Source organism: Oceanobacillus sp. B139/18, assembly GCF_055524595.1.
Map to the genome: position 1 here is coordinate 291,829 of NZ_JBVFXI010000004.1, position 20,816 is coordinate 312,644.

17 protein-coding genes are annotated in these 20,816 nt (G+C 37.9%); all 17 read left to right on the plus strand.

What is annotated here, in order from left to right; translation table 11 throughout:
* Positions 1-36 precede the first annotated feature (36 nt).
* The 17 genes from ACZSMY_RS14080 (at position 37) to ACZSMY_RS14160 (ending at position 20,807) form a co-directional block, all read left to right on the plus strand.
* Entirely contained in the window at positions 37-1,332 is a 1,296-nt protein-coding gene (locus ACZSMY_RS14080; RefSeq protein ID WP_212929452.1) for a uracil/xanthine transporter, read from the plus strand.
* A 415-nt stretch (positions 1,333-1,747) separates the two neighbouring features.
* On the plus strand, positions 1,748-3,841 hold the full coding sequence (locus ACZSMY_RS14085; RefSeq protein ID WP_465147908.1) for a BglG family transcription antiterminator: 2,094 nt from the start codon (positions 1,748-1,750) through the stop codon (positions 3,839-3,841).
* Entirely contained in the window at positions 3,838-4,134 is a 297-nt protein-coding gene (locus ACZSMY_RS14090; RefSeq protein ID WP_193062798.1) for a PTS sugar transporter subunit IIB, read from the plus strand. The genes ACZSMY_RS14085 and ACZSMY_RS14090 overlap by 4 nt, the downstream gene beginning before the upstream one ends.
* A complete protein-coding gene (locus ACZSMY_RS14095) occupies positions 4,131-5,390 on the plus strand; it encodes a PTS ascorbate transporter subunit IIC (RefSeq protein WP_052484965.1) in 1,260 nt (419 codons plus the stop codon). Before ACZSMY_RS14090 ends, ACZSMY_RS14095 begins: the two co-directional genes overlap by 4 nt.
* A 424-nt stretch (positions 5,391-5,814) precedes the next feature.
* Positions 5,815-6,849, plus strand: coding sequence for an ABC transporter substrate-binding protein (locus ACZSMY_RS14100; RefSeq protein ID WP_042531660.1), 1,035 nt, complete (start codon positions 5,815-5,817; stop codon positions 6,847-6,849).
* Positions 6,850-7,085: 236 nt separating this feature from the next.
* Complete coding sequence (locus tag ACZSMY_RS14105) at positions 7,086-7,868, plus strand: HAD family hydrolase (RefSeq protein WP_212929454.1); 783 nt, start codon at positions 7,086-7,088, stop codon at positions 7,866-7,868.
* A 32-nt stretch (positions 7,869-7,900) separates the two neighbouring features.
* On the plus strand, positions 7,901-8,938 hold the full coding sequence (locus ACZSMY_RS14110; protein ID WP_193062802.1) for an ABC transporter substrate-binding protein: 1,038 nt from the start codon (positions 7,901-7,903) through the stop codon (positions 8,936-8,938).
* A gap of 288 nt (positions 8,939-9,226) precedes the next feature.
* The gene (locus ACZSMY_RS14115) at positions 9,227-10,273 is read left to right on the plus strand and encodes an ABC transporter substrate-binding protein (protein WP_226894745.1); all 1,047 of its coding nucleotides are present in this window, start codon (positions 9,227-9,229) and stop codon (positions 10,271-10,273) included.
* A gap of 250 nt (positions 10,274-10,523) precedes the next feature.
* Entirely contained in the window at positions 10,524-11,561 is a 1,038-nt protein-coding gene (locus tag ACZSMY_RS14120; protein WP_193062804.1) for an ABC transporter substrate-binding protein, read from the plus strand.
* Between the two features lie 68 nt (positions 11,562-11,629).
* A complete protein-coding gene (locus ACZSMY_RS14125) occupies positions 11,630-13,333 on the plus strand; it encodes an ABC transporter permease (protein WP_193062806.1) in 1,704 nt (567 codons plus the stop codon).
* Positions 13,334-13,352: 19 nt separating this feature from the next.
* Positions 13,353-14,432: an ABC transporter ATP-binding protein gene (locus tag ACZSMY_RS14130; protein ID WP_193062808.1), complete on the plus strand. Its 1,080-nt coding sequence runs from the start codon at positions 13,353-13,355 to the stop codon at positions 14,430-14,432.
* A gap of 28 nt (positions 14,433-14,460) precedes the next feature.
* Complete coding sequence (locus tag ACZSMY_RS14135; RefSeq protein WP_042531672.1) at positions 14,461-15,462, plus strand: extracellular solute-binding protein; 1,002 nt, start codon at positions 14,461-14,463, stop codon at positions 15,460-15,462.
* A 24-nt stretch (positions 15,463-15,486) separates the two neighbouring features.
* Entirely contained in the window at positions 15,487-16,293 is an 807-nt protein-coding gene (locus ACZSMY_RS14140; protein WP_042535964.1) for a histidinol-phosphatase, read from the plus strand.
* Positions 16,294-16,688: 395 nt separating this feature from the next.
* Entirely contained in the window at positions 16,689-17,498 is an 810-nt protein-coding gene (locus tag ACZSMY_RS14145; RefSeq protein WP_455725305.1) for a Cof-type HAD-IIB family hydrolase, read from the plus strand.
* Positions 17,499-17,547: 49 nt separating this feature from the next.
* Complete coding sequence (locus ACZSMY_RS14150) at positions 17,548-18,351, plus strand: inositol monophosphatase family protein (RefSeq protein WP_455725304.1); 804 nt, start codon at positions 17,548-17,550, stop codon at positions 18,349-18,351.
* 532 nt (positions 18,352-18,883) lie between these two features.
* A complete protein-coding gene (locus tag ACZSMY_RS14155) occupies positions 18,884-20,377 on the plus strand; it encodes a BglG family transcription antiterminator (RefSeq protein ID WP_256705627.1) in 1,494 nt (497 codons plus the stop codon).
* Entirely contained in the window at positions 20,367-20,807 is a 441-nt protein-coding gene (locus tag ACZSMY_RS14160; RefSeq protein ID WP_212928715.1) for a PTS sugar transporter subunit IIA, read from the plus strand. The genes ACZSMY_RS14155 and ACZSMY_RS14160 overlap by 11 nt, the downstream gene beginning before the upstream one ends.
* Positions 20,808-20,816: the final 9 nt, after the last annotated feature.

A 20,816-nucleotide genomic window follows, 5' to 3' on the forward strand; every position in this document is an offset into this window, starting at 1 on the left:
ATTGTTTTATTTAATGCAGGAAAGGCAGGACTAAAGATGAAGGAGTTATTCAAATCAAGCAATTGGTTTTCGGGTCTTCAATGGCTCTTTTTTATTTTTACAAATATTGTTGTAATTCCAATCACAGTTGGTGCGGCTTTTGAGCTTTCCCAAGAAAGAATTGCCAGCTTACTTCAATTATCGTTTATTGTGACTGGAATAGCGTGTATGGTACAGGCTTTGGTCGGACATAAACGTGCAATAATGGAAGGGCAATCGGGGCTTTGGTGGGGCGTTATCTTAACGCTGACTTCTACTGCTGCGGCACAAGGAATGCCTTTAGATGTGCTTGGAGGAAGTTTGACAGCAGGCATTATTATTTCTGGAATCCTCACAGTGATTATTGGTGTAAGCGGAGCAGGACCTTATATTGCCAAATTATTTAACCCGGCTGTTATGGGAGTATTTATGTTTTTATTTGGATGCCAATTAATCGGGATATTTTTAAAAGGTATGCTGGGTATACCTTTTGGAAACGAGGCGGAAAATGCTCAAATTAATTTATCTATTTCCCTATTGTCTTTTATGATTGCAATCATTGTGGCTATTATTAGTATTAAAGCTCCAGCAAGCATTAGACGCTACGGGTTATTAATCGGAATAGTTATTGGTTGGATTGCATTTAATCTCACTTTTGAGCAACAGGGAGCGATTAGCCAAACTGCCTCATCGAGTATGGCATTATTCCCGCTGGGTAAACCAACGTGGGATACGGGTATTGTTATAACGACAGTGTTAGCTGGTCTGCTGAATACAGCGAATACGTTTGGAGCGTTAAAAGGGACGGATAGTATCTATCGTGCAGAGACAAGCGATTCCCAATACCGTTCCTCATTTACGATAACAGGGATTTTTACCGGGCTGTCTGGGGTGCTTGGACTTGTCCCGTATGCGCCGTATGTCTCATCCATTGGTTTTTTGAATCAGACAGGGATCATTAGGCGGTTACCTTTTATTCTCGGCAGTTTCATGTTCTTCTTAATGGGCATTATTCCGCCAATCGGGCACTTTTTTTCTATGCTGCCGTTGAGTATAGGCAGTGCAGTATTATTTGTTTCTTATTTACAGCTGTTCAATTCATCATTAAGTTTCTTTCGTCAGGTTGAATTTAATACGCTCAATATTTATCGGTCGGCTGTTCCCTTATTTGTCGGTATCATTATTATGACCTTCCCTGCTTCATATTTCGATACCTTGCCTGACTTTCTTCGTCCGTTGTTAAGCAGCGGGTTATTAGTAGGTATTATTTTAGCACTTATACTTGAGAATGGTTTTGATTGGAATCGCACATAAGGACAGGTTATAGATAAAGAAGCGGTGAATAAATCAATGGACGTTTTTTAAGGAGCTGTCGCTAACTGAATGGTTTGTATGGGAAGACAGCTCCTTTGTTTAAGAAAATAATGTTTACAAAAGCCATGTTTCTAGCGAACAGCATGGGATAGCAGCATAAACTATTCAACTTAATAGCTTATTCAGGAGGGATTTTAATGATAGAAATCCTATTTCCCAGGCACTTTCACACCAGGTATAAACCATTCTGACTTAAAAGTTATCATATAGATTTCCTTGTCGAAAAATGATATACTATCAAAAATAATGATAGGGGTTTCATTTTATTTCCGAGATTATCTCTTTATTTTTTTCGGAATTTTAAATCAAATGTACATAGGAGCTGGAGAGGTTTCGGTGATGTGGAGGGGATAACATGCTTTCATCCAGACAAAAGAAAATTTTAGAACGGTTAATTGAAGAAGAAGCGTTTGTTTCCTTAGCTGACTTGAATAAAGCCTATCAGCTTTCGCCGCGGACGATTCGGCAGGATTTACTTGAAATCGAGACGTGGCTGATGGACATTGGCGCAGGGTTTAGCCTGGAGAGACATCGCAAGTATGGGACACGGCTGATTTTAGGAGAGAAGCAGAAGCAGGTGCTTCAGGAGGCAATGTACAAGCAGAAGGATTATTTAAGTGCAGTGCAGCGCCGGCAAGATATGCAAAAGCTTCTATTACTAAATTCATCTATCCATGTGGAAGAATTATGTGAGGATTACCAGATTAGTATGAATACGCTCCAGAATGATTATAATCAGTTAAAGACGGAAATGGAAGATTATCATTTAATGCTGTCCAGAGAGAATAAACAAATTTCGCTGGTTGGGGAAGAGAACAATAAACGCATGTTATTTTTAGATTTTTTGAAAGAACAGTGGACAGAGGAGGAGATACTGGAGCTGTATGTAACAAGGCGAATCTCCGCTTCCATGAATGAAACGGATTTAGAAGATATGATTTCAGATGTGGATGTTCATGGGGTAGTATCTTGGATTGAGCAGGTAGAGGAGCTAAGCGGGATTGCTTTTATCGATGCGAGTAAATACGAGCTGTTTCTGAATTGCGCTGTTCAATGGAAAAGAATCCAATCAGGGCAATTTATTGCAGACTTTGATAAAGATGATGAATTAAAAATCTTTGAGGATGAAAAGTTTACTGCAGTACGAGAACAGTTTAGGCGATTAATGGGCTTGGAAGATGCATCTCTTCAGCTCTCCAATGAATTAGCTTACATATCCATGCATCTGCTGGGGGCAAGGCGTTTAAGCGGGGAAGGAGATTATTGGCTGAAGTGCCAGTCGCTATCGCGGGAGATTGTAGAGACCTTCGAGCAGGCGAACCGCTTTCGTTTAAGCAATCGGGAGAATATTATTATTGGCCTGTCGACGCATTTGCAATCAGCAATGTATCGCATGAAGTATCATATTCACATTGATAATCCTTATTTCGATAATCTGGAAAAAGAGTATCGTAAATATATTGAACAAGTAAAAGCGTTTATTGAAAAAAATCCGCATTGGGGTTTAACGACACTTCATAGACATGAGATTGGTTTTATTGTAGTACACTTATGTGCCGGATTAGAGCAGGAACCGTTTCTGCCGAGTAAACGAATTGCGATTGTCTGCAGCTCCGGCCTCGGAACATCCAGACTGCTTGAACGGACAGTAAGAAGATTGTTCCCGCAAGTATTTATAACAGGGCAATTTTCCGTAAAAGAGGCGTATGGGCTGACAGATAAAGATGCTGATTTGATTGTTACAACAGTTCCATTTACCCAGCAGCTGCAAGTCAATCATGTGAAAGTAAATCCGTTATTGTCGATAGCTGATCAGCAAAATCTGGAGCGGATTATTGGAAGAGGAACCTATCAGGCAAACACCGAATTGCCGATTGTCGAGACAGTAATGACTATCTATCAGTCTGTTAAAAAGCACACGGTGGTGTTGAATGAGGGAGAATTGTTCAATGATTTATACCGGTATTTCAGCGGGAATCAAGGGGCAATGAGTTCGGAGGTTACTTCATTAACGGCGCCTTCGTGTATCCATTTAAGAGAAAAAGTCTCTGATTGGAGAGAAGTATTATCTATATTGAATCAATCTTTAGTAAAACAAGATGTCGTGGAGCATACATATGAAACGGAAGTGGCTCAAATCATCAATGAACAGGAGCATCATTTTATCGTGGCGCCAGGCGTTGCTTTTCCTCATTTGAGCAGTACAGCGATTAAGAAAACGGGTTTTGCTTTTATGACGTTGGAGGAACCGATTTCTTTCGGCGGAACAGAGGAAAAAGTATGGTGGATTATTTTGCTTGCTGCCAAAGATAAAATCCAGCATGTCACTGCAGTGGAGATGATGCTGGAGGTTGTTAATTCGAAGGAGTTATTAGACAAGCTGCGCCATGAAAGAAATATCGACGTGGTATGGAAATGGATGTTGGAGTATGAGGAGGGTAGCAAATGAAAAAAGTGCTAGTTGTTTGTTCAGGCGGTTTAGGGACAAGCCTTGTTTTAAAGCTTCAAGTAAAACAGCATTTTCAAGAATGGGAATTAGATGACGTCATTGTGGAACAATCGGATGTAAGTGCCGCCTCCTTCATGAAAGCAGATTTGATTATCGGGGCAAAGCAGGTGGTACAGCATTTGCAGGTAAAAGAAACAGAAATTCTTGGACTTTCCTTTATTGCAGATAGAGCCTTAGTAAAAGAAAGCTTGGAAAATGCAAATACTGTGAAGCGGTGGCGTGAACGTGTATGAATATTTTTGAAAGTTTTACAAGGGGGTTTATCGGGGAGCCTGCGATTTTATTAGGAGCGATAACATGTATTGGGCTATTACTTGCCAGAGCAGGTTTTTTTCGGGTTCTCAGCGGAACCGTGAAAGTAATGGTAGGGGTGACATTGTTACAGATAGGAGCATCTGCTGCCAATGTGTCCCTTTCCAATTTAGCAGTGATGATTCAAGACAGCTTTAATATGATTGGCATGATTCCGCATAATGAAGCGATAACGGCATTAGTACAGATTAATTACGGAAGAGAAATTGCGATAACCATCTCGATTGGAATGGTCGGGCACCTATTAATAGCACGCTTTACAAGATTGAAGTATGTCTTTTTGTCAGGACATCAGGTCCTTTTTATGTCCGCAGTGATTGTTGCTGTTTTACATGCTTCGCAATATGGCTGGTGGCTGTATATTTTCGGCGGCTTCGTGTTAGCGCTGATGATGTCCTGCATGCCTGCGCTGGTTCAGCCGTTTGTCAAACGTGTGACAGGGGATGACTCGATTGCGATTGGTCATTTTAATAGTGTTGGCTACTATATGACAGGTATGTTAAGCACCAGTCTATTTAAAAGAAAAGAAGAAAAAGCAGATTTTCCGAAATTCATCCGAAAACTGGAGCCTTTTATGTATGATCATGTGCTGATCATTAGTATATTTTCATTTCTGCTCTTTTTTATTGCGGCTATTTTTGCGCAAAGAGATGCGATTCAATACTTGTTTAATGATCAAAATTTTATCATTTTTGTGATTGTGCAATCTTTGTGGTTTACAGCTGGAATGTACTGTATTCTGACCGGTGTACGGATGATGATTGCGGAAATTCTGCCGGCGTTTGAAGGAGTCTCAAGCAGATGGATCAAGGGCTCCGTTCCAGCGTTAGATGCGCCGGTATTATTTAATTACGCTCCATTAGCTGCAATGGTTGGATTTATCCTCAGCTTTTTGGGCGGACTTGGTGTAATGTTTGGCATGGCCGCAGTGCAGTATACGATTATTATTCCAGGCGTCATTCCGCATTTCTTCTCCGGCGGCGCTGCGGGAGTTATTGCATATAAGTTACGAGGAATCAAGGCGCTGGTTTGTATGAGTATCGTGCATGGGATGGTTATTACTATTTTGCCGATTCCGTTGTTAAGTTATTTGCGGGATTTAGGTTATACGCGAACGACATTTGGAGATACGGATTTGCAGTTGATTGGGATTTTGATTGGGTGGCTGGTGCAGTAATAACTGAATTTAATATGTCCTCTTCTATTAAGCAGAGAAAAATGATGAAAATTTCTAACCTGCATAATAAAAGAGGATTTTTTGTTTTGTATACCTTAAGGCATCTATTTTAAATTACATAGTCTATAGTAAATATTCAATACCAATTTACTGCCATTTAAAAAGGAAATTAATTACTATTGATATTGTAAGCGTGTACATATAGAGTTATATACATAATATAAGGAAGTAATGAAAACAAGGGAGTTAATTCAATGGCTAGAGCGGAAGAGTGGATAGGTTATTGGAAGTAAAGGTATGAGGTAACTGAAGCTTTGGCTTTTAGCATAATCCTGTAGCAATAAACCATTTAATAGACTGCTATTCTAAACAAAGAATACATATTAAAACAATAGTTAAAGAATATATAGGGAGGGGGGACGTAATGAGAAAAAGTATTTGGAGGTTATCTCTATTATTAATCGTAAGTATACTAGCCGCTTGTGGAAGTGACGATTCTAGTGATGAGCCAGATGATAAGTTAGAAGGTAAAATAACGGTTTATGCTGGTTCGGATGAAGAGCGTGCTATCGAAACAATGAACCTTTTTACAGAAGAAACAGGAATTGAAGTTGATATGGTTCGGTTATCTGCTGGGGAAATTCTATCAAGAGTTCGTGCGGAAAGTGCGAACACGCAGGCAGATGTCTGGTTTGGCGGACCGGCAGAAACATTTGAAGTAGCTAAGGAAGAGGAATTGCTTGAACCATATGTATCGCCTACAGCGGAATATATCTCAGATGAATACAAGGACGATGAAGGATATTGGACTGGAATGTTAGTTAATCCTTTAGGTTTTGTAGTGAATCAAAATTTCTTAGATGCCAATGGACTAGAAGCACCTACAACTTGGGAAGATTTACTTGATCCAGCGTATGAAGGGGAAATCGTTATGCCTCATCCAGCTTCATCCGGTACGGCTTATACAATACTTTATAATATATTGCAGTACTTTGATAATGAAGAAGAGGCTTATGATTATTTGGAAGCATTGGATGGACAAGTACAACAATATACAACTAGCGGGGTCGCTCCGGCGAGGATGGTGGGAATGGAAGAAGCGGGAGCAGGGATCTTATTCTACTATAATTCTGTTAAAAGTATGGAAGAAGGATTTGATAATTTAGAGCCTACTGTGGTTGATGGAGCAGGATATGAATTATTTGCAGTAGCTAAGATTGCAGATGCTCCTAACCCTGAATTGGCTGAGGCATTTATTGACTGGGTATTAGGACCAGCAGGGCAAGAAGCAGCACAAGATTTTGGAAACTATAATAATGTAACCCATCCAGAAGCTGCGGATGCGGAACAAGCTATAGAACTTTCAGATTATCATTTAATAGATTTTGATTTAAGCGATGCGGCAGAATCACGTGATGAGATTATTCAAAAATGGGAGAATGAAATTTATGATCAATAGTCATATAAAGAAAATGTAAGTTAATCACTCAAAGACATTGCTTTATATCTTATTAGAAATTTTATCTGAATGTTTGATGCAATATTCATAAGCTAAAGTTCTACCATTTTAAACGGAAATAATTTGGTGTGGAGCGTTCCATGAAATGATTATAGTCTTAAAGTATAGTAATAATTAGAAAAGAGCATAAGAATTCATCTATCTTTTAGAGGAAGGAACTAAAAAAGGAGGCCAAAATGAGCTACCGTGCAATTTTTTTAGATATTGATGGAACGATTATAAAGCCAGACCACACTTACGATGCTTCAACCAAGGAAGCCATTCGGCAAGCAAAAGCAGCAGGTATAGAAGTATTTCTATGTACTGGCAGACCTTTAATGGATATTGTTAATTTGACAAATGACTTTGGAATCACCTCATCGATTACTTATAATGAATCCTATGCAATGCACGAGAATGAAATGATTTTTAAAGCTGCGATGCGTAAAGAGGATGTCGAGAAAATGATTTCTATCTCCTACCAAGGAGAAAGTGAACTTGCGCTTTATACCACAGAAAATAATTATTTTACTTCTCTAAAGGATGCACACGTTATTTATTTTAGTAAAGTTTCGCAAATGAAGGAATTTAAACTGTTTACAGAAGATGTTGCTGATCAGATTGTAGCTGCGACGGCAATCAATGTGTTTGACAGCAAAGGAGATTTTAGTTTAATAGAAGGTTATCAGCTGTCTAAAGTTAATATCAAACATTCTACAGAGTCCTATGATCTAATTCGTACTTCCGTGAATAAAGGAGAAGCAGTAAAAAAAATGATAGCACATTTGAATCTATCACCTTCTGAAGTGATTGCTTTTGGTGATGGAATGAATGATAAGGAAATGCTGCAATTTGCTGGAGCAGGCGTGGCAATGGGAAATGCGGACTCGATGCTTGTTCCATATGCAGATTTTCAAACAACAACCGTTGAGGAGAATGGAATTTTTAACGGACTGAAGAAGCTTGGAGTTGTGAATTAAAGTAAAGAAAATGAAAGAAAGGAATTCATCGTATGAAAACTACAAAAAAGATAATACCGCTATTTTTATTTTTAGGATTGATTCTTGCTGCATGCGGTTCTGATGATACAGAAGAAACTGGTGGAGCAGAAAACGATGGTACATTGACTGTTTATGTCGGTCTTGAAGAAGAGCATGCCATTGCATCAATTAATCAATTTACAGAGGATACAGGAATTGATGTTGATATGGTTCGTATGTCTACAGGAGAAATATTGGCTAAAATTCGCTCTGAGCAGCAAAATCCACAGGCAGATATTTGGTACGGCGGTCCAGCAGATACATTTGTTGCTGCGAAAGAAGAGGATTTACTTCAGCCATATCAATCCCCAGAGGCAGAAGCAATCCCTGAAGAATACCGGGATGAAGAAGGATATTGGACAGGGATTTATTTAGGGCTTATTGGTTTTGCGACAAGCCAGGACTTTTTAGATGAACATAACTTGGAGGCACCTGCAAGCTGGGATGATTTATTAGATCCAGCATATAAAGATATGGTAGTCGTTGCTCACCCAGGCTCTTCAGGTACGGCGTACACGGCGCTTTATTCTATTCTTCGTGCTAAAGGCAGTGATGATGCTGGTTTTGACTATTTGAAAGATCTGGATAATCAGGTTCAGCAATATACAACGAGCGGTTCAGCTCCAGGGAGAATGGTAGGGATGAATGAAGTAGGAGCTGGAATTCTATTCTCACATAATATCATTAAGTTCCAAAAAGAAGGCTTTGATAATATCGTCTTAAGTTTTCCGGAAGAAGGAACAGGGTATGAGGTTGGCGGAGTCGGGATTATTAACGGTACTCCAAATGAAGAATTAGCACAAGAATTTATTGATTGGGCTGTAAGTGCGAATGCGCAGGAAGTGGGTCAGGAAGCAAATGCATTTAATAATTTAACTCATCCAGATGCGATAGAGCCGGAGGAAGCAGCTGACTTGGAAGAAATTGAATTAATTGATTCAGATCCAATCGAGGCAGGAGAACGTCGTCAGGAGATTCTTGACCGTTGGGAAGATGAAGTGAATAATTAAAACATATCATAGTTCTATGTGAGTAAAGTCGAATGGTTCAGCATTCTTATTTTTGAAGTTGAATTTATTCGGCTTTTTTATTTTGTTGAACAACTGCTAATAGATGAAAGAGTAGTATGTCAGTTTATACAACTAATTCTTTAATAGAAGAAGTTAGTCAACGATTAAACATTCATGTTTTATATTACCATACCAATTCTATACCGTATCAAAAGGAGAATATTTGGTGTTGTTTGTGTAAGCGCATACAAATAAACTGAAGTCATATAAAAAAGGAGGAGAATAACTTTGAAGAAATGGATTCAATTATTATTTACACTATTGGTTCTTTTTCTGCTTGTTGCATGCGGGTCAAATGATTCAAATCAAGCTGACGGAGCAGATAAAGAGGATAGTCCAAGCGGAACATTAACAGTTTATTCGGCTTTCAATGAGGATCATGCATTGGCAGCAGTGAATAAATTTCAAGAAGAAACTGGAATTAATGTTGATATGGTTCGGTTGTCGGCAGGAGAAATTTTAGCAAAGGTGCGTGCGGAAAAAGATAATCCGCAAGCAGACATTTGGTTTGGAGGTCCAGCAGATACATTTGAAGCAGCAAAAACAGAGGATTTACTGCATTCATACCATTCAGAGGTTGCTGAAGATATCTCAGAAGAATACAAAGATTCTGAGGGAGATTGGACTGGGATATATGTTGGTGCTATTGGTTTTGCAACTAATCAACATTTCTTAGATGAGAATGGTTTAGAGGCACCGACAAGCTGGGATGATTTATTAGACCCTGCATATAGCAATGAAATCGTCATGGCGCACCCAAGTTCTTCAGGCACTGCTTATACAGCACTGTATTCTACTCTTCGTGCAAAAGGTGGGGACGAAGAAGGTTTTGCATATTTAGAGGAACTTCACCCCCAGGTTCAACAATATACAACCAGTGGATCAGCTCCAGGAAGAATGGTTGGTTTAAATGAAGTTGGTGCAGGGATCTTATTTGCTCACGATATTATAAAGTTTCAACAGGAAGGTTTTGATGATATTGTTCTTTCTTTTCCAGAAGAAGGGACTGGATATGAAATAGGAGCGGTTGCGATTATTGAAGGAGCTCCAAACGAAGAACTGGCACAGGAATTTGTGGATTGGGCAGCAGGAACAAGTGCTCAAGAAGTCGGGCATGAAGCGAATAGCTTCCAGAGTTTAACGCATCCAGATGCAACGCCGCCTGAAGGAACACCTGATTTAGAAGAGATTAATTTAATTGATTCAGATCCCAAAGAAGCTGGGGAACGTCGTCAAGAGATCCTAGATCGTTGGGATAACGAAGTGAATAATTAAAATGTTAATAGCATGAATAATTAAAAGAAATCCGACTTGCTTCAAACTTCTATTAAAAATTTTAGAAGCAGGCCGGATTTCTTTTTGTTTATAGCTTTACTACTCTGCGTTAGTATTTCCCATAAAATATGAATCTTAAATGTAATTCTCCATACCAATTCTATACCGCTTCAAAAGGAATTCATTTGGTGTTGAACGTGGAAGCGCATACATATAAACTTAAGACATAAGAAAAAAGGAGGTAGGAACATTGAAGAAATCTATAAATTTATTATTTATATTATTAGCTGTTTTTCTGCTAGCTGCGTGCGGATCAAATGATTCAGATGGGGCAGAAGGCGGAGATAGTCCAAGCGGAACATTAACAGTTTATGTTGGATTCCAAGAGGATCATGCGATTGCTGCAATTGAAAGGTTCCAACAGGATACAGGAATTGATGTCGATATGGTTCGTATGTCAGCTGGAGAAATCTTGGCAAAGGTACGTGCGGAAAAAGATAATCCGCAGGCAGATATTTGGTACGGCGGGCCGGCAGATACATTTGAGGCTGCTAAAATGGAAGACTTGTTACATGCGTATGATTCGCCGGTAGCAGCAGATATTCCAGAGGAGTATAAAGATCCGGATCACTATTGGACAGGCGTTTATGTAGGTGCAATTGGTTTTGCAACAAATCAGAACTTCCTGGATGATAATGGTCTGGAAGCACCGACAAGCTGGGAGGATCTGTTAGACCCTGCTTATCAAAACCAAATAGTAATGGCGCATCCAAGCTCATCAGGTACAGCCTATACAGCATTATATTCCATTCTGCGTGCGAAAGGCGGAGATGAGGAAGGATTTGAATACTTAAAAGAACTTCACCCACAAGTTCAGCAATATACGACTAGTGGCTCTGCGCCAGGCAGAATGGTTGGACTAAATGAAGTAGGAGCAGGAATTCTATTTGCACATGATATTGTTAAATATCAAGAAGAAGGATTTGACGATATTGTTCTCTCCTTCCCGGATGATGGAACAGGATTTGAAATTGGAGGGGTAGGTATTATTGAGGGAGCTCCAAATGAAGAGCTTGCGCAAGAATTTATCGATTGGGCTGCAGGTCCGGGAGCACAGGAAGTTGGTCAAGAAACAGATAATTTCCAGAGCCTTACGCATCCCGATGCAACTCCGCCTGAAGGAGCTCCAGATTTAGAAGAGATTAACCTGTTAGATTCAGACCCGAAAGAGGCTGGAGAGCGTCGTCAAGAAATTCTTGACCGTTGGGATAATGAAGTAAATAACTAGAGATAGAAAACGTTGAAAATAGGGGGCTGTCAGCTCCCTTTTCAACATAAAAGGAGTGAAAGCTTTTTATGAAGGAGAACATACGCAGATTAGTCAAACAGCCAATGTTGTTATTACTTGTTGTATTGGTTATGCTGACGCTCATTGTTTTTATTGTCTATCCGCTTTTCCAAATCTTTTTGTCTAGTTTTATATCAAATGGTGAAATAGATTGGCAAGGGTATAAAAGGGTATTTGCTGGCGGACAGTTAACCAGTGCTTTAACGAATTCATTGGTTTTAGCAGTCATTGTTTCTATTTTATCAACAGCGATTGCTTATTTCTTTGCTTATACATTAGCTTATATCAAGGTTCCATTTAAGAAATTATTTAATGGAATTGCCATTTTACCAGTTATTTCTCCTCCATTTGTTATTGCTTTATCAGCGATTCTGCTTTTTGGAAGAGGAGGATTTATTTCTGAGACATTGCTGGGAATAGAGGGAGCAAATATTTATGGATTACATGGTTTGATTCTTGTTCAAACCCTGACCTATTTCCCGGTAGCCTTCTTAGTTCTGGCAGGGCTGTTACAATCGATTAGCCCTTCTCTGGAGGAAGCAAGTGATAATCTTGGTTCTACGAAATGGCAGACATTTAAGAAAGTAACGTTACCATTATCTGTTCCGGGAATCGGAAATGCTTTTTTACTTGTATTTATTCAGTCGATGGCTGATTTCGGGAACCCAATGACCATTGGGGGAGACTATAATACAGTAGCAAGAGAGATTTATATGCAGGCAGTCGGAAGCTATAATATGCAGGCTGGGGCAGCTCTTGCAATGGTTTTACTTAGTGCAACAGTTATTTTATACGTACTCCAGAATTTTTGGATTGGGAAGAAGAATTATGTCACCGTTACCGGGAAACCGACTGGAGTTCGGAAAATGATTTCCCAAGGTATGTTTCGCCGGGTGATGATTACCATTTGTTTCGGTTTATCGGGAACGGTTATTTTATTCTATATCTTAGTTCCAATCGGATCATTTATTCAGCTATGGGGCGTCAATTACAGCTTTACATTAGATCATTATAATTATGTGTTTTCTATCGGTCAAAAAGCAGTGACAGATACGTTACGACTATCCATTATTGCGACGCCAATTGGAGGATTATTTGCAATGATTCTTGCATTCTTGATTGTTCGTAAAAGATTTGCAGGGAAAAAATTAATGGAAGGAATCAGCATGCTTTCCATGGCCATTCCAGGGACTGTAATCGGTATTTCCTACATTTTGGCGTTTAACCAGGCGCCATTAGCCATTACCGGTACTGCATTGATTATTATTGCTGCATTTATTGTTCGTGCGATGCCAGTAGGGATTCGGTCCGGTATTACTTCCCTTCAGCAGATAGATCCTTCGATAGAAGAAGCAGCAACAAATTTGGGAGCGAGCGGTTCGAAGACCTTCTTTTCAATCGTACTGCCTTTGATTCGACCGGCATTTTTCAGTTCAATCGTATACACTTTCGTAAAAAGTATGACAGCGATGAGCGCTGTAATCTTCCTGGTTTCTGCAAAATATAACCTGATTACTGCTTCTATCTTAGCGCAAGTAGAGTCAGGAAGAATTGGCGTTGCAAGTGCGTATTGTACATTATTGATTATCTTAATGATCGTTGCGATGTTAATTTTAAATGGATTAACTTCTTTATTTACTGGTAAGTGGAAGCTAAGAAAAGATCAACAAACAGGTGCAGAGATTGCTTCAAAAGATTCTGTGACGACTTAAATACGTGGAGGGATAACATATGTCAGCAAAATCCGTAAAGCTGGAAAATGTAACGAAACAATTTACCGATGATGAAGGAAAGACAATGACAGCAGTTAACGATGTCAGTTTGCATATTGAAAAAGGAGAATTTGCAACACTACTAGGTCCTTCCGGATGCGGAAAGACAACTACACTGCGTATGATTGCCGGATTTGAAGAACTATCGAATGGTGTAATTATGTTTGGAGAGGATAATGTTCAAAATATCCCTGCAAATAAAAGAGACTGCACAATGGTGTTCCAATCCTATGCATTGTTTCCACATATGTCCGTGTATGACAACATCTGCTATGGATTAAAACTAAAAAAGTTAAGTAGAAGTGAAATTGAAAAACGGGTGACACCAGTCATGGATATTATGAACTTACATGTGAATAAAAACAGGATGCCAAACCAATTATCTGGCGGTCAGCAGCAGCGTGTTGCGCTTGCCCGGGCATTGGTAATGGAGCCTGGAGTGCTACTTTTCGATGAACCGTTATCCAATTTAGATGCGAAACTACGAATTACGATGCGTGATGAAATTCGCCGTATCCAGAAAAAACTTGGCATTACAGCAATTTATGTCACACATGATCAAAGTGAAGCGATGAGTTTGAGTGACCGTATTGTTGTTATGAATGAGGGGCATATTGAACAAGTAGGACCGCCAATGGAAGTATATCAAAAACCAAAAACAAAATTTGTTTCCGATTTTATTGGGACAGCAAACTTCTTAGAAGGCGTTGTAGATAAGAAAGAATCAGATCGTCTCTTTGTAAAAACGAAACAAACTACCATCGAAGTTTTACAGCAGGATGCAGATACATTTCATGAAGGGCAATCTGTTTCTGTGGTTGTTCGGCCAGAAGCAATCAATCTTAGTAAGGAGGGAACAGAGCCTGCGAAAGTTCTAAAAAGTGTATTTATGGGACAGATACAAGAGTACGAGTTAGATTTTAATGGTATTCAATTGCATGCGGTTGTTGCTGATCCAGGCGGGAAAGAAGTTTATTATGACGGCGATAGTGTGAACCTGACATTTTCACAACGTTCGTTGCATGTTGTACCGGCATAAGGTTAAATAGAAGGAGGGGAGAGATGCTATGCGAAAAATAACAATGCTATTGTTCGTAGTCCTTCTCCTTCTTTCTGGTTGCAGCAAGGCTGGGCAAAAAGAAGTATTACAGGTTTATACTGGAATGGATACAGCTTATATGATCCGAATTGCAGAGCAGTTTGAACGGGATACGGGTATCCATATTTCTTTTCAAAGAAAAAGTAATCTTGAAATTCTTCAATCATTGGAGAATGGAGAAGAGGAATTTGATATTTGGTATGGGGGATCGTCTTTTTTAATGGAAGAGGCGAAACAGCAAGGACTCTTGGAACCATATATTTCGGACTATAGAGAAGAAATTGACGAAATATATAAGGATGAAGAAGGGTATTGGACTGGAATTAGTGTAGGGGTCTTGGCCATTGTAACCAATCGTCAATGGCATGTGGAACAAGGGGTAAGTAACCCGCAGCGGTGGAGTGATCTGCAACGGGTAGAATATAAGAACTGGCTGACATTGCCAAATCCAGAATCAACAGAAGCAGGGTACCTTACGATTGCTCTCTTTGATGAATTATATGGAGATTTGCGAACAAGAAGTGTGCTGCAAAATATCAATCAAAATGTAACTGATTACACTTTGGCAGAAGATTCAACTGGAAGGTTTATAGGTTATAAGGAAAGTGCTGCAACGATTATGTTTGCTCACGATGCCATGCGCCTGAAGAATGAGGGATTTAATGAGTTGAATATTATCTACCCGACAGAACCGACAACGTATGAAGTCGAAGCCATCGCTATGACGACAGATGCCCAAAACCAAGAGGCTGCACAGGAGTTTATCGATTGGTCATTAACAAAGGAAGCACAGGAAATAGGACAAAGAATAGGAAATTATCATATGCTGACCAATGTGAATGCAGTAAATCCGCCACAGTCCGTATCGTTGGATGAATTATTGATTATACCTGTTGATGAGGAAGAAGCAGTGGAAAGCCGATCAAATTTAATTTCTGATTTTAAAGAAGTTATCCAATTTAGAGAGTAAGGGGGAAGATGCGAAGTGACAAATATAATTTTTGATTTACATACGCACCATGATAGGTGCGGGCATGCAGAAGGAAAAATAGAGGATTACATTAAGGCTGCAATAGATCGTGGTTTACATTATATTGGAATCTCAGATCACTCTCCTTATTTTTATTCGAAGGAAGATCAGCTATATCCGGGAATTGCAATGGCGAAGAGCGAACTGGATGAATACGTAAATGAAGTGTTGACGCTGAAAGAAAAATATAAGAATAAAATTCATGTGCTGCTTGGAATGGAGAGTGATTACTTTCCTGAATATGCAGATATGTATAGAAGCATTTATCAAAAATACCCATTTGATTATATCATTGGCTCTGTCCATCATGTTCACGATAAAAGTATTTTTCAAAAAGGCAGATGGGATTATTTAACAGAGGGAGAACGTCTCGAGGAAAAAGAAACCTACTACCATTCGATTCAGCAATCTGCCAAAAGCGGTATGTTTCAAGTCTTGGGACATATTGATGCGATGAAAGGATATTTATTAGATTTTCATGATGTCAAAACATCAGTGATAGAAGAAACATTAAAAGTCATTGCAGATGAAGGTGTTGCTATTGAAGTGAATACATCCGGTAAAAATAAGGATTGCGGCGGATGGTATCCTTCCCATGAAATATTAGAAAGGGCATGCCATTACGGTGTAGATATATCTTTTGGTTCAGATTCTCACGTACCTTCCAGAGTAGGGGATGATTACTTAGAAGTACAGGAAACTTTAAAACAAATTGGCTTTCAGGAAATGGTGTATTTTGTTAACAAGAAAAGATATACGGTGTCACTTTAATTGTGTGGAGTATGAAGAAACCCGCATACGCTCATTCTTTAGCGGATGCGGTTTTTTCTAAAATTAGGATGTTATCGTTCAAGAATATAAGATAACCTATTTAATCTGTTTGATGAAGATAAAAATAAAATAGTCTATATAAATTGAAGTAAGAAATTACACTTTTGTTTTCTTATAAAAATGACAAAATGATGATTGAAAACAGTAACTAGCGGAAGAAAAACACGGAGACTCCTGTGGGAAAGCGCGGAGGGAAGACCCCGCAGAAAAAAAGCGAACTTCTTTTTTTCGAGGAGGCTGAGCTCAAGCCCACGGAAAGCGTAGTGTTTTTCTGTAGCGGTAGCTATTAATTTTAATTTATATAGTAAAAAAGAATTGCGAAGGGACGCGATGGAATGAATAATCATCTATTAATCTCTGATTTAGACGGCACCTTACTTGATGGAAAGCAGAAAATAAGTATGGAGAATAAATCATCTATCAAGCAATTTATAAAGAACGGCGGATTGTTTACCATTGCTACCGGAAGGATTGAAGAATCTGTTTATCCTTATATGCAAGAATTAGGAATTGCACTTCCTGTTATTTTGTATAATGGGGCTGTTATTTATGATAATCAGAAAAAACAGCGTATATTTGAACAAAAGATTACTCAATTCACACCATTATTTAACCAATTACAAACATTGAATGAAGGTCATTCAATTGGAATAAATTATTATCAAAATAAAAGGGCCTATACACTAGATTACAATGAATTGGTTAAAGAGAATGAGAAAAAAGATAAAGTGAAGGTTAAGGAAATAGGTGCTGATTTTGATACAAGCTATGTGACAAAAGTTCTTGTTATTTCAAATGATCCTGCTAATTTAAAAAAATGTGAACAGCTAGTGCAATCCAGTGATGTTTCTTGTGATATGGTTTATTCAGATAAAATTTATTTAGAAATTTTACCAAAGGATGCTTCCAAGGGAAACGCTGTGAAAGAACTTCTCAAATATATAGAACGAACCGACTTACATACCACTTGTGTCGGGGATCATGAAAATGATTTGACCATGTTACAAACAGCTGATACAGCTTATGTGGTTGAAAATGCCATTGATTTATTGAAGCAGCAGAACTTTCGGGAAACCGTTCATCATGAGCATCACGCTATTCAAAGCATTATTGAAGATATAAGTCATTCTGTTGCTTTAAAGTGATAAAAGTAGATTATTGATACAATTCAAATTCTGAAGAGAAGGTGATGCCATGTTTGAAGAGGTATGTGAAATCGTCATAATAGCAGGGAGAAGACTGGTAGATAAGGTGAATTCTAGATTCACTGTTGAAACAAAGGGCAGCGATATGGATTTAGTTACAGAAATGGATAAGAAAACAGAAAAATATATAACCGAGGAAATAAAGAGGGATTTCCCAGAGCATGCTGTTTTTGGAGAAGAAACAGTGGAAGAGATAGGTCATGATAAAATGCTAGAAATGTTAGAAACGCATCCTAATCTATGGGTAATTGATCCAATTGATGGAACGACGAATTATGTACATGGATTGCCGGGATATACGATTTCAGTAGCTTTATATTGTAAAGGGGAAGCTGCTTTTGGCATCATTTATGATCCTGTTGCAAATGAATTATTTATTGCTGAACGTGGAAAAGGAGCAACATTAAATGGAGAAGCAATTCATGTAAGCGAGCAGGGTTCTTTAGCGGAAAGCCTTGTGTCAACTGGAGTTCCAGCTAAATATGAAAGTGACCGTAATCATGTTTTAGAGGGATATGTGAAAATTGCTCCGTTGACTCGAAATGTCCGTACTTTCGGTTCAGCTGCCTTGCATTGTGCTTATGTTGCTTCTGGACGTTTGGATGCATTTTGGGAATGGGGTGTGAATATTTGGGATATTGCTGCAGGCAGATTGATTGTTGAGGAAGCAGGGGGGAGTGTTTACCAATTGGATGGAAGGGATGTTCGCTTTGAATTTCCGAATTTCACTTGTACGAATGGAAAGATTGATGAGGAGTGGAAGGAGGCGTTTGCTTCTATCCATGGTTTTTGATGATAAATTTTCAGGTATACTATTCAAAAGGAAAGAATATGATAGTAATTGGACATAAGAACATTCCTAGGAAGGAAATTTCCTAAGGAATGTCTTTTTTTATTTCTGGCGGGTACTTAGAGAGAGTACATAAAAAGAGATATGCCGGTTAATGAAAATTATGATAATCTCCTATATGATGTGAGCAATGTGGAAATCCTTCCTTTTATTCTATGCACAGTTTATTTCTATATCATTCAAAATAGAATATGATAACCTTTCCCTCTAAAATAAAACTAAATTATTGTTAATTATCCTATATTTTTTAATTATTGTATTTCCCTTTACAATAAAACCCATTTTATGGATTCTTATAATATTGGTTAAAATAGCGATAATAGAGACAAGGAAATCCTTCCTTGCCTCTATTTAATGCTGATTTCATTTACCTTAACTCTAAAGGATGTCAGATAATTGACCGTTGCAACGGTCAATTATCAGTAAAGCGTTTTCTGCAAATTAAGTTAATATAAATATGACAAGGAGGGGTGCTGTGAGTTCAAAAAATAATCGTGAACAAAAACTGTTACTGTTTCTTTCCAAAAATCAAGATTACGTTACATCAGATGATATAGCTAAAATATTAAACGCTTCTCAAAAAACAGTTTATCGTTTAATAAAAAAAATTAATGATGAATATGAAAGCGGTTCTTTAATTCTCTCTGAGAAAGGGAGAGGCTACAAATTGGATTACGAAAAATTTATTAATTATCAAAAAAGAAATAAACAATACAAAGCAGACGCTTTTTCTCCTCGTGAGAGGCGTAAACGAATTATGGAAGAATTGTTATTGTCTTCTCCGAAACCTATAAATATCTATCACTTGTATAGCAACTATTATGTGGGAGACTCCGTTGTATCGAATGATGAACAAATAATGAGTGAAGAGCTTAAAAAGTACAGCTTGGTGTTAGAACGAAAAAATAGAAAGCTGGCTATATTAGGAGAAGAAATTAACATTAGAAAGGCAATTAAGGACATTATTGAAATATTTAATATTATTGATATTGATGATTTAAAAAATAACCCGGAACTTAATTTTAATAAATATGACGTTTTATTTATTTTAGACCAAATAAGGAGCATTGAAAAAGATTTAAATATAACAATCCCTTATCCATATAACGTAAATATTTTTTCGCATCTTTATATCTTGTTAAGTCGTTCAAGGAAAAATCCATATCTATTGTTTCCAGATGCGGTATCCCCTGAAGAAATAGAGAATATGAGAGAAAATAATATTTTATATCAGGTTGCGAAGACTACGGTCCATCATATTGAACAATATTTGAATAATACATTGCCGGAAATTGAAATTTATTTTCTTTATCAATACTTGGTGTCATCGAGAATGCAAGGGGTTGTTGGTTCCACGTCAACTTTTTCCTCAGAAGTTATTAAAGTGACTAAATTGTATATTGATGAAATGGGCACCAAATTAGGTATAAATATAGATAGCCAATCGATTTTTATAGATTTGGCTAACCATATTAAACCAATGCTGAATAGATTAGAACATAAAATTAGAATTAAAAACAATTTGTTAAGTCAAATTAAAATAACCTATGAAGAAATATTCGCAGGGGTAACAAAAGTTTCTGAGCTAGTAAGTGAGAAGCTTGATTTGCCGGTAATAAATGATGATGAAAATGGTTTTATCACGCTATATTTCGCAAAAATTATTGAGACAAGCCAGCATCAGCGCCCTATCAAAACGCTTATCATGTGCACAACAGGAATTGGAACTTCAGAACTCTTAAAAGCAAAAGTAGCTAAAAAATTTCCTGAATTAGAAATTGTAGATGTCGTAGCTTCCCGAAATATGCAAATGTTTAAAGAAAAATATGCTGATATTGAACTGATTCTAAGCACGGTTCATATTGGAGACCCAATATTTGTTCACTCTTTATTAGTAAGTGCCATGTTTACAATGGATGACCAAAAAAGGCTTCAAAGTAAAATAGAGGAGATTTATCATGAACGATAATTCATTTTACCAAGTTTATTTCAATAGTACTTTAGAAACGAAAGAGCAGGTATATGATTTTATTTCTACCATCGCCTGTCCGCATCATTCTTATCAGCAACGACAAGCTATTATTCATCAATTGAACGAGCGGGAAAAGGTTGGAAGCCCATTAATAGCAGAACATGTTTTGCTGCCGCATATGGAAAGTAATCTGCTTGAGGAAAGTCAAATTGTATTTCTTAGATTAACAAAGCCAATATTGTGTTGGGATAACAATATAGAAGATATTCGACTAATCATTATTATCTTATTAAAGGCAGATGAACAAGAGGAAATAAAGAAAAAAATCTCTTTATTTACAAGATCTTTAGCAGATGAAGATTATTTAAACCGTTTATTAAATGCCGAAGAACCATCAAGTTTATATAAAGAAATCATTACATTTTAGAGGAGGAAA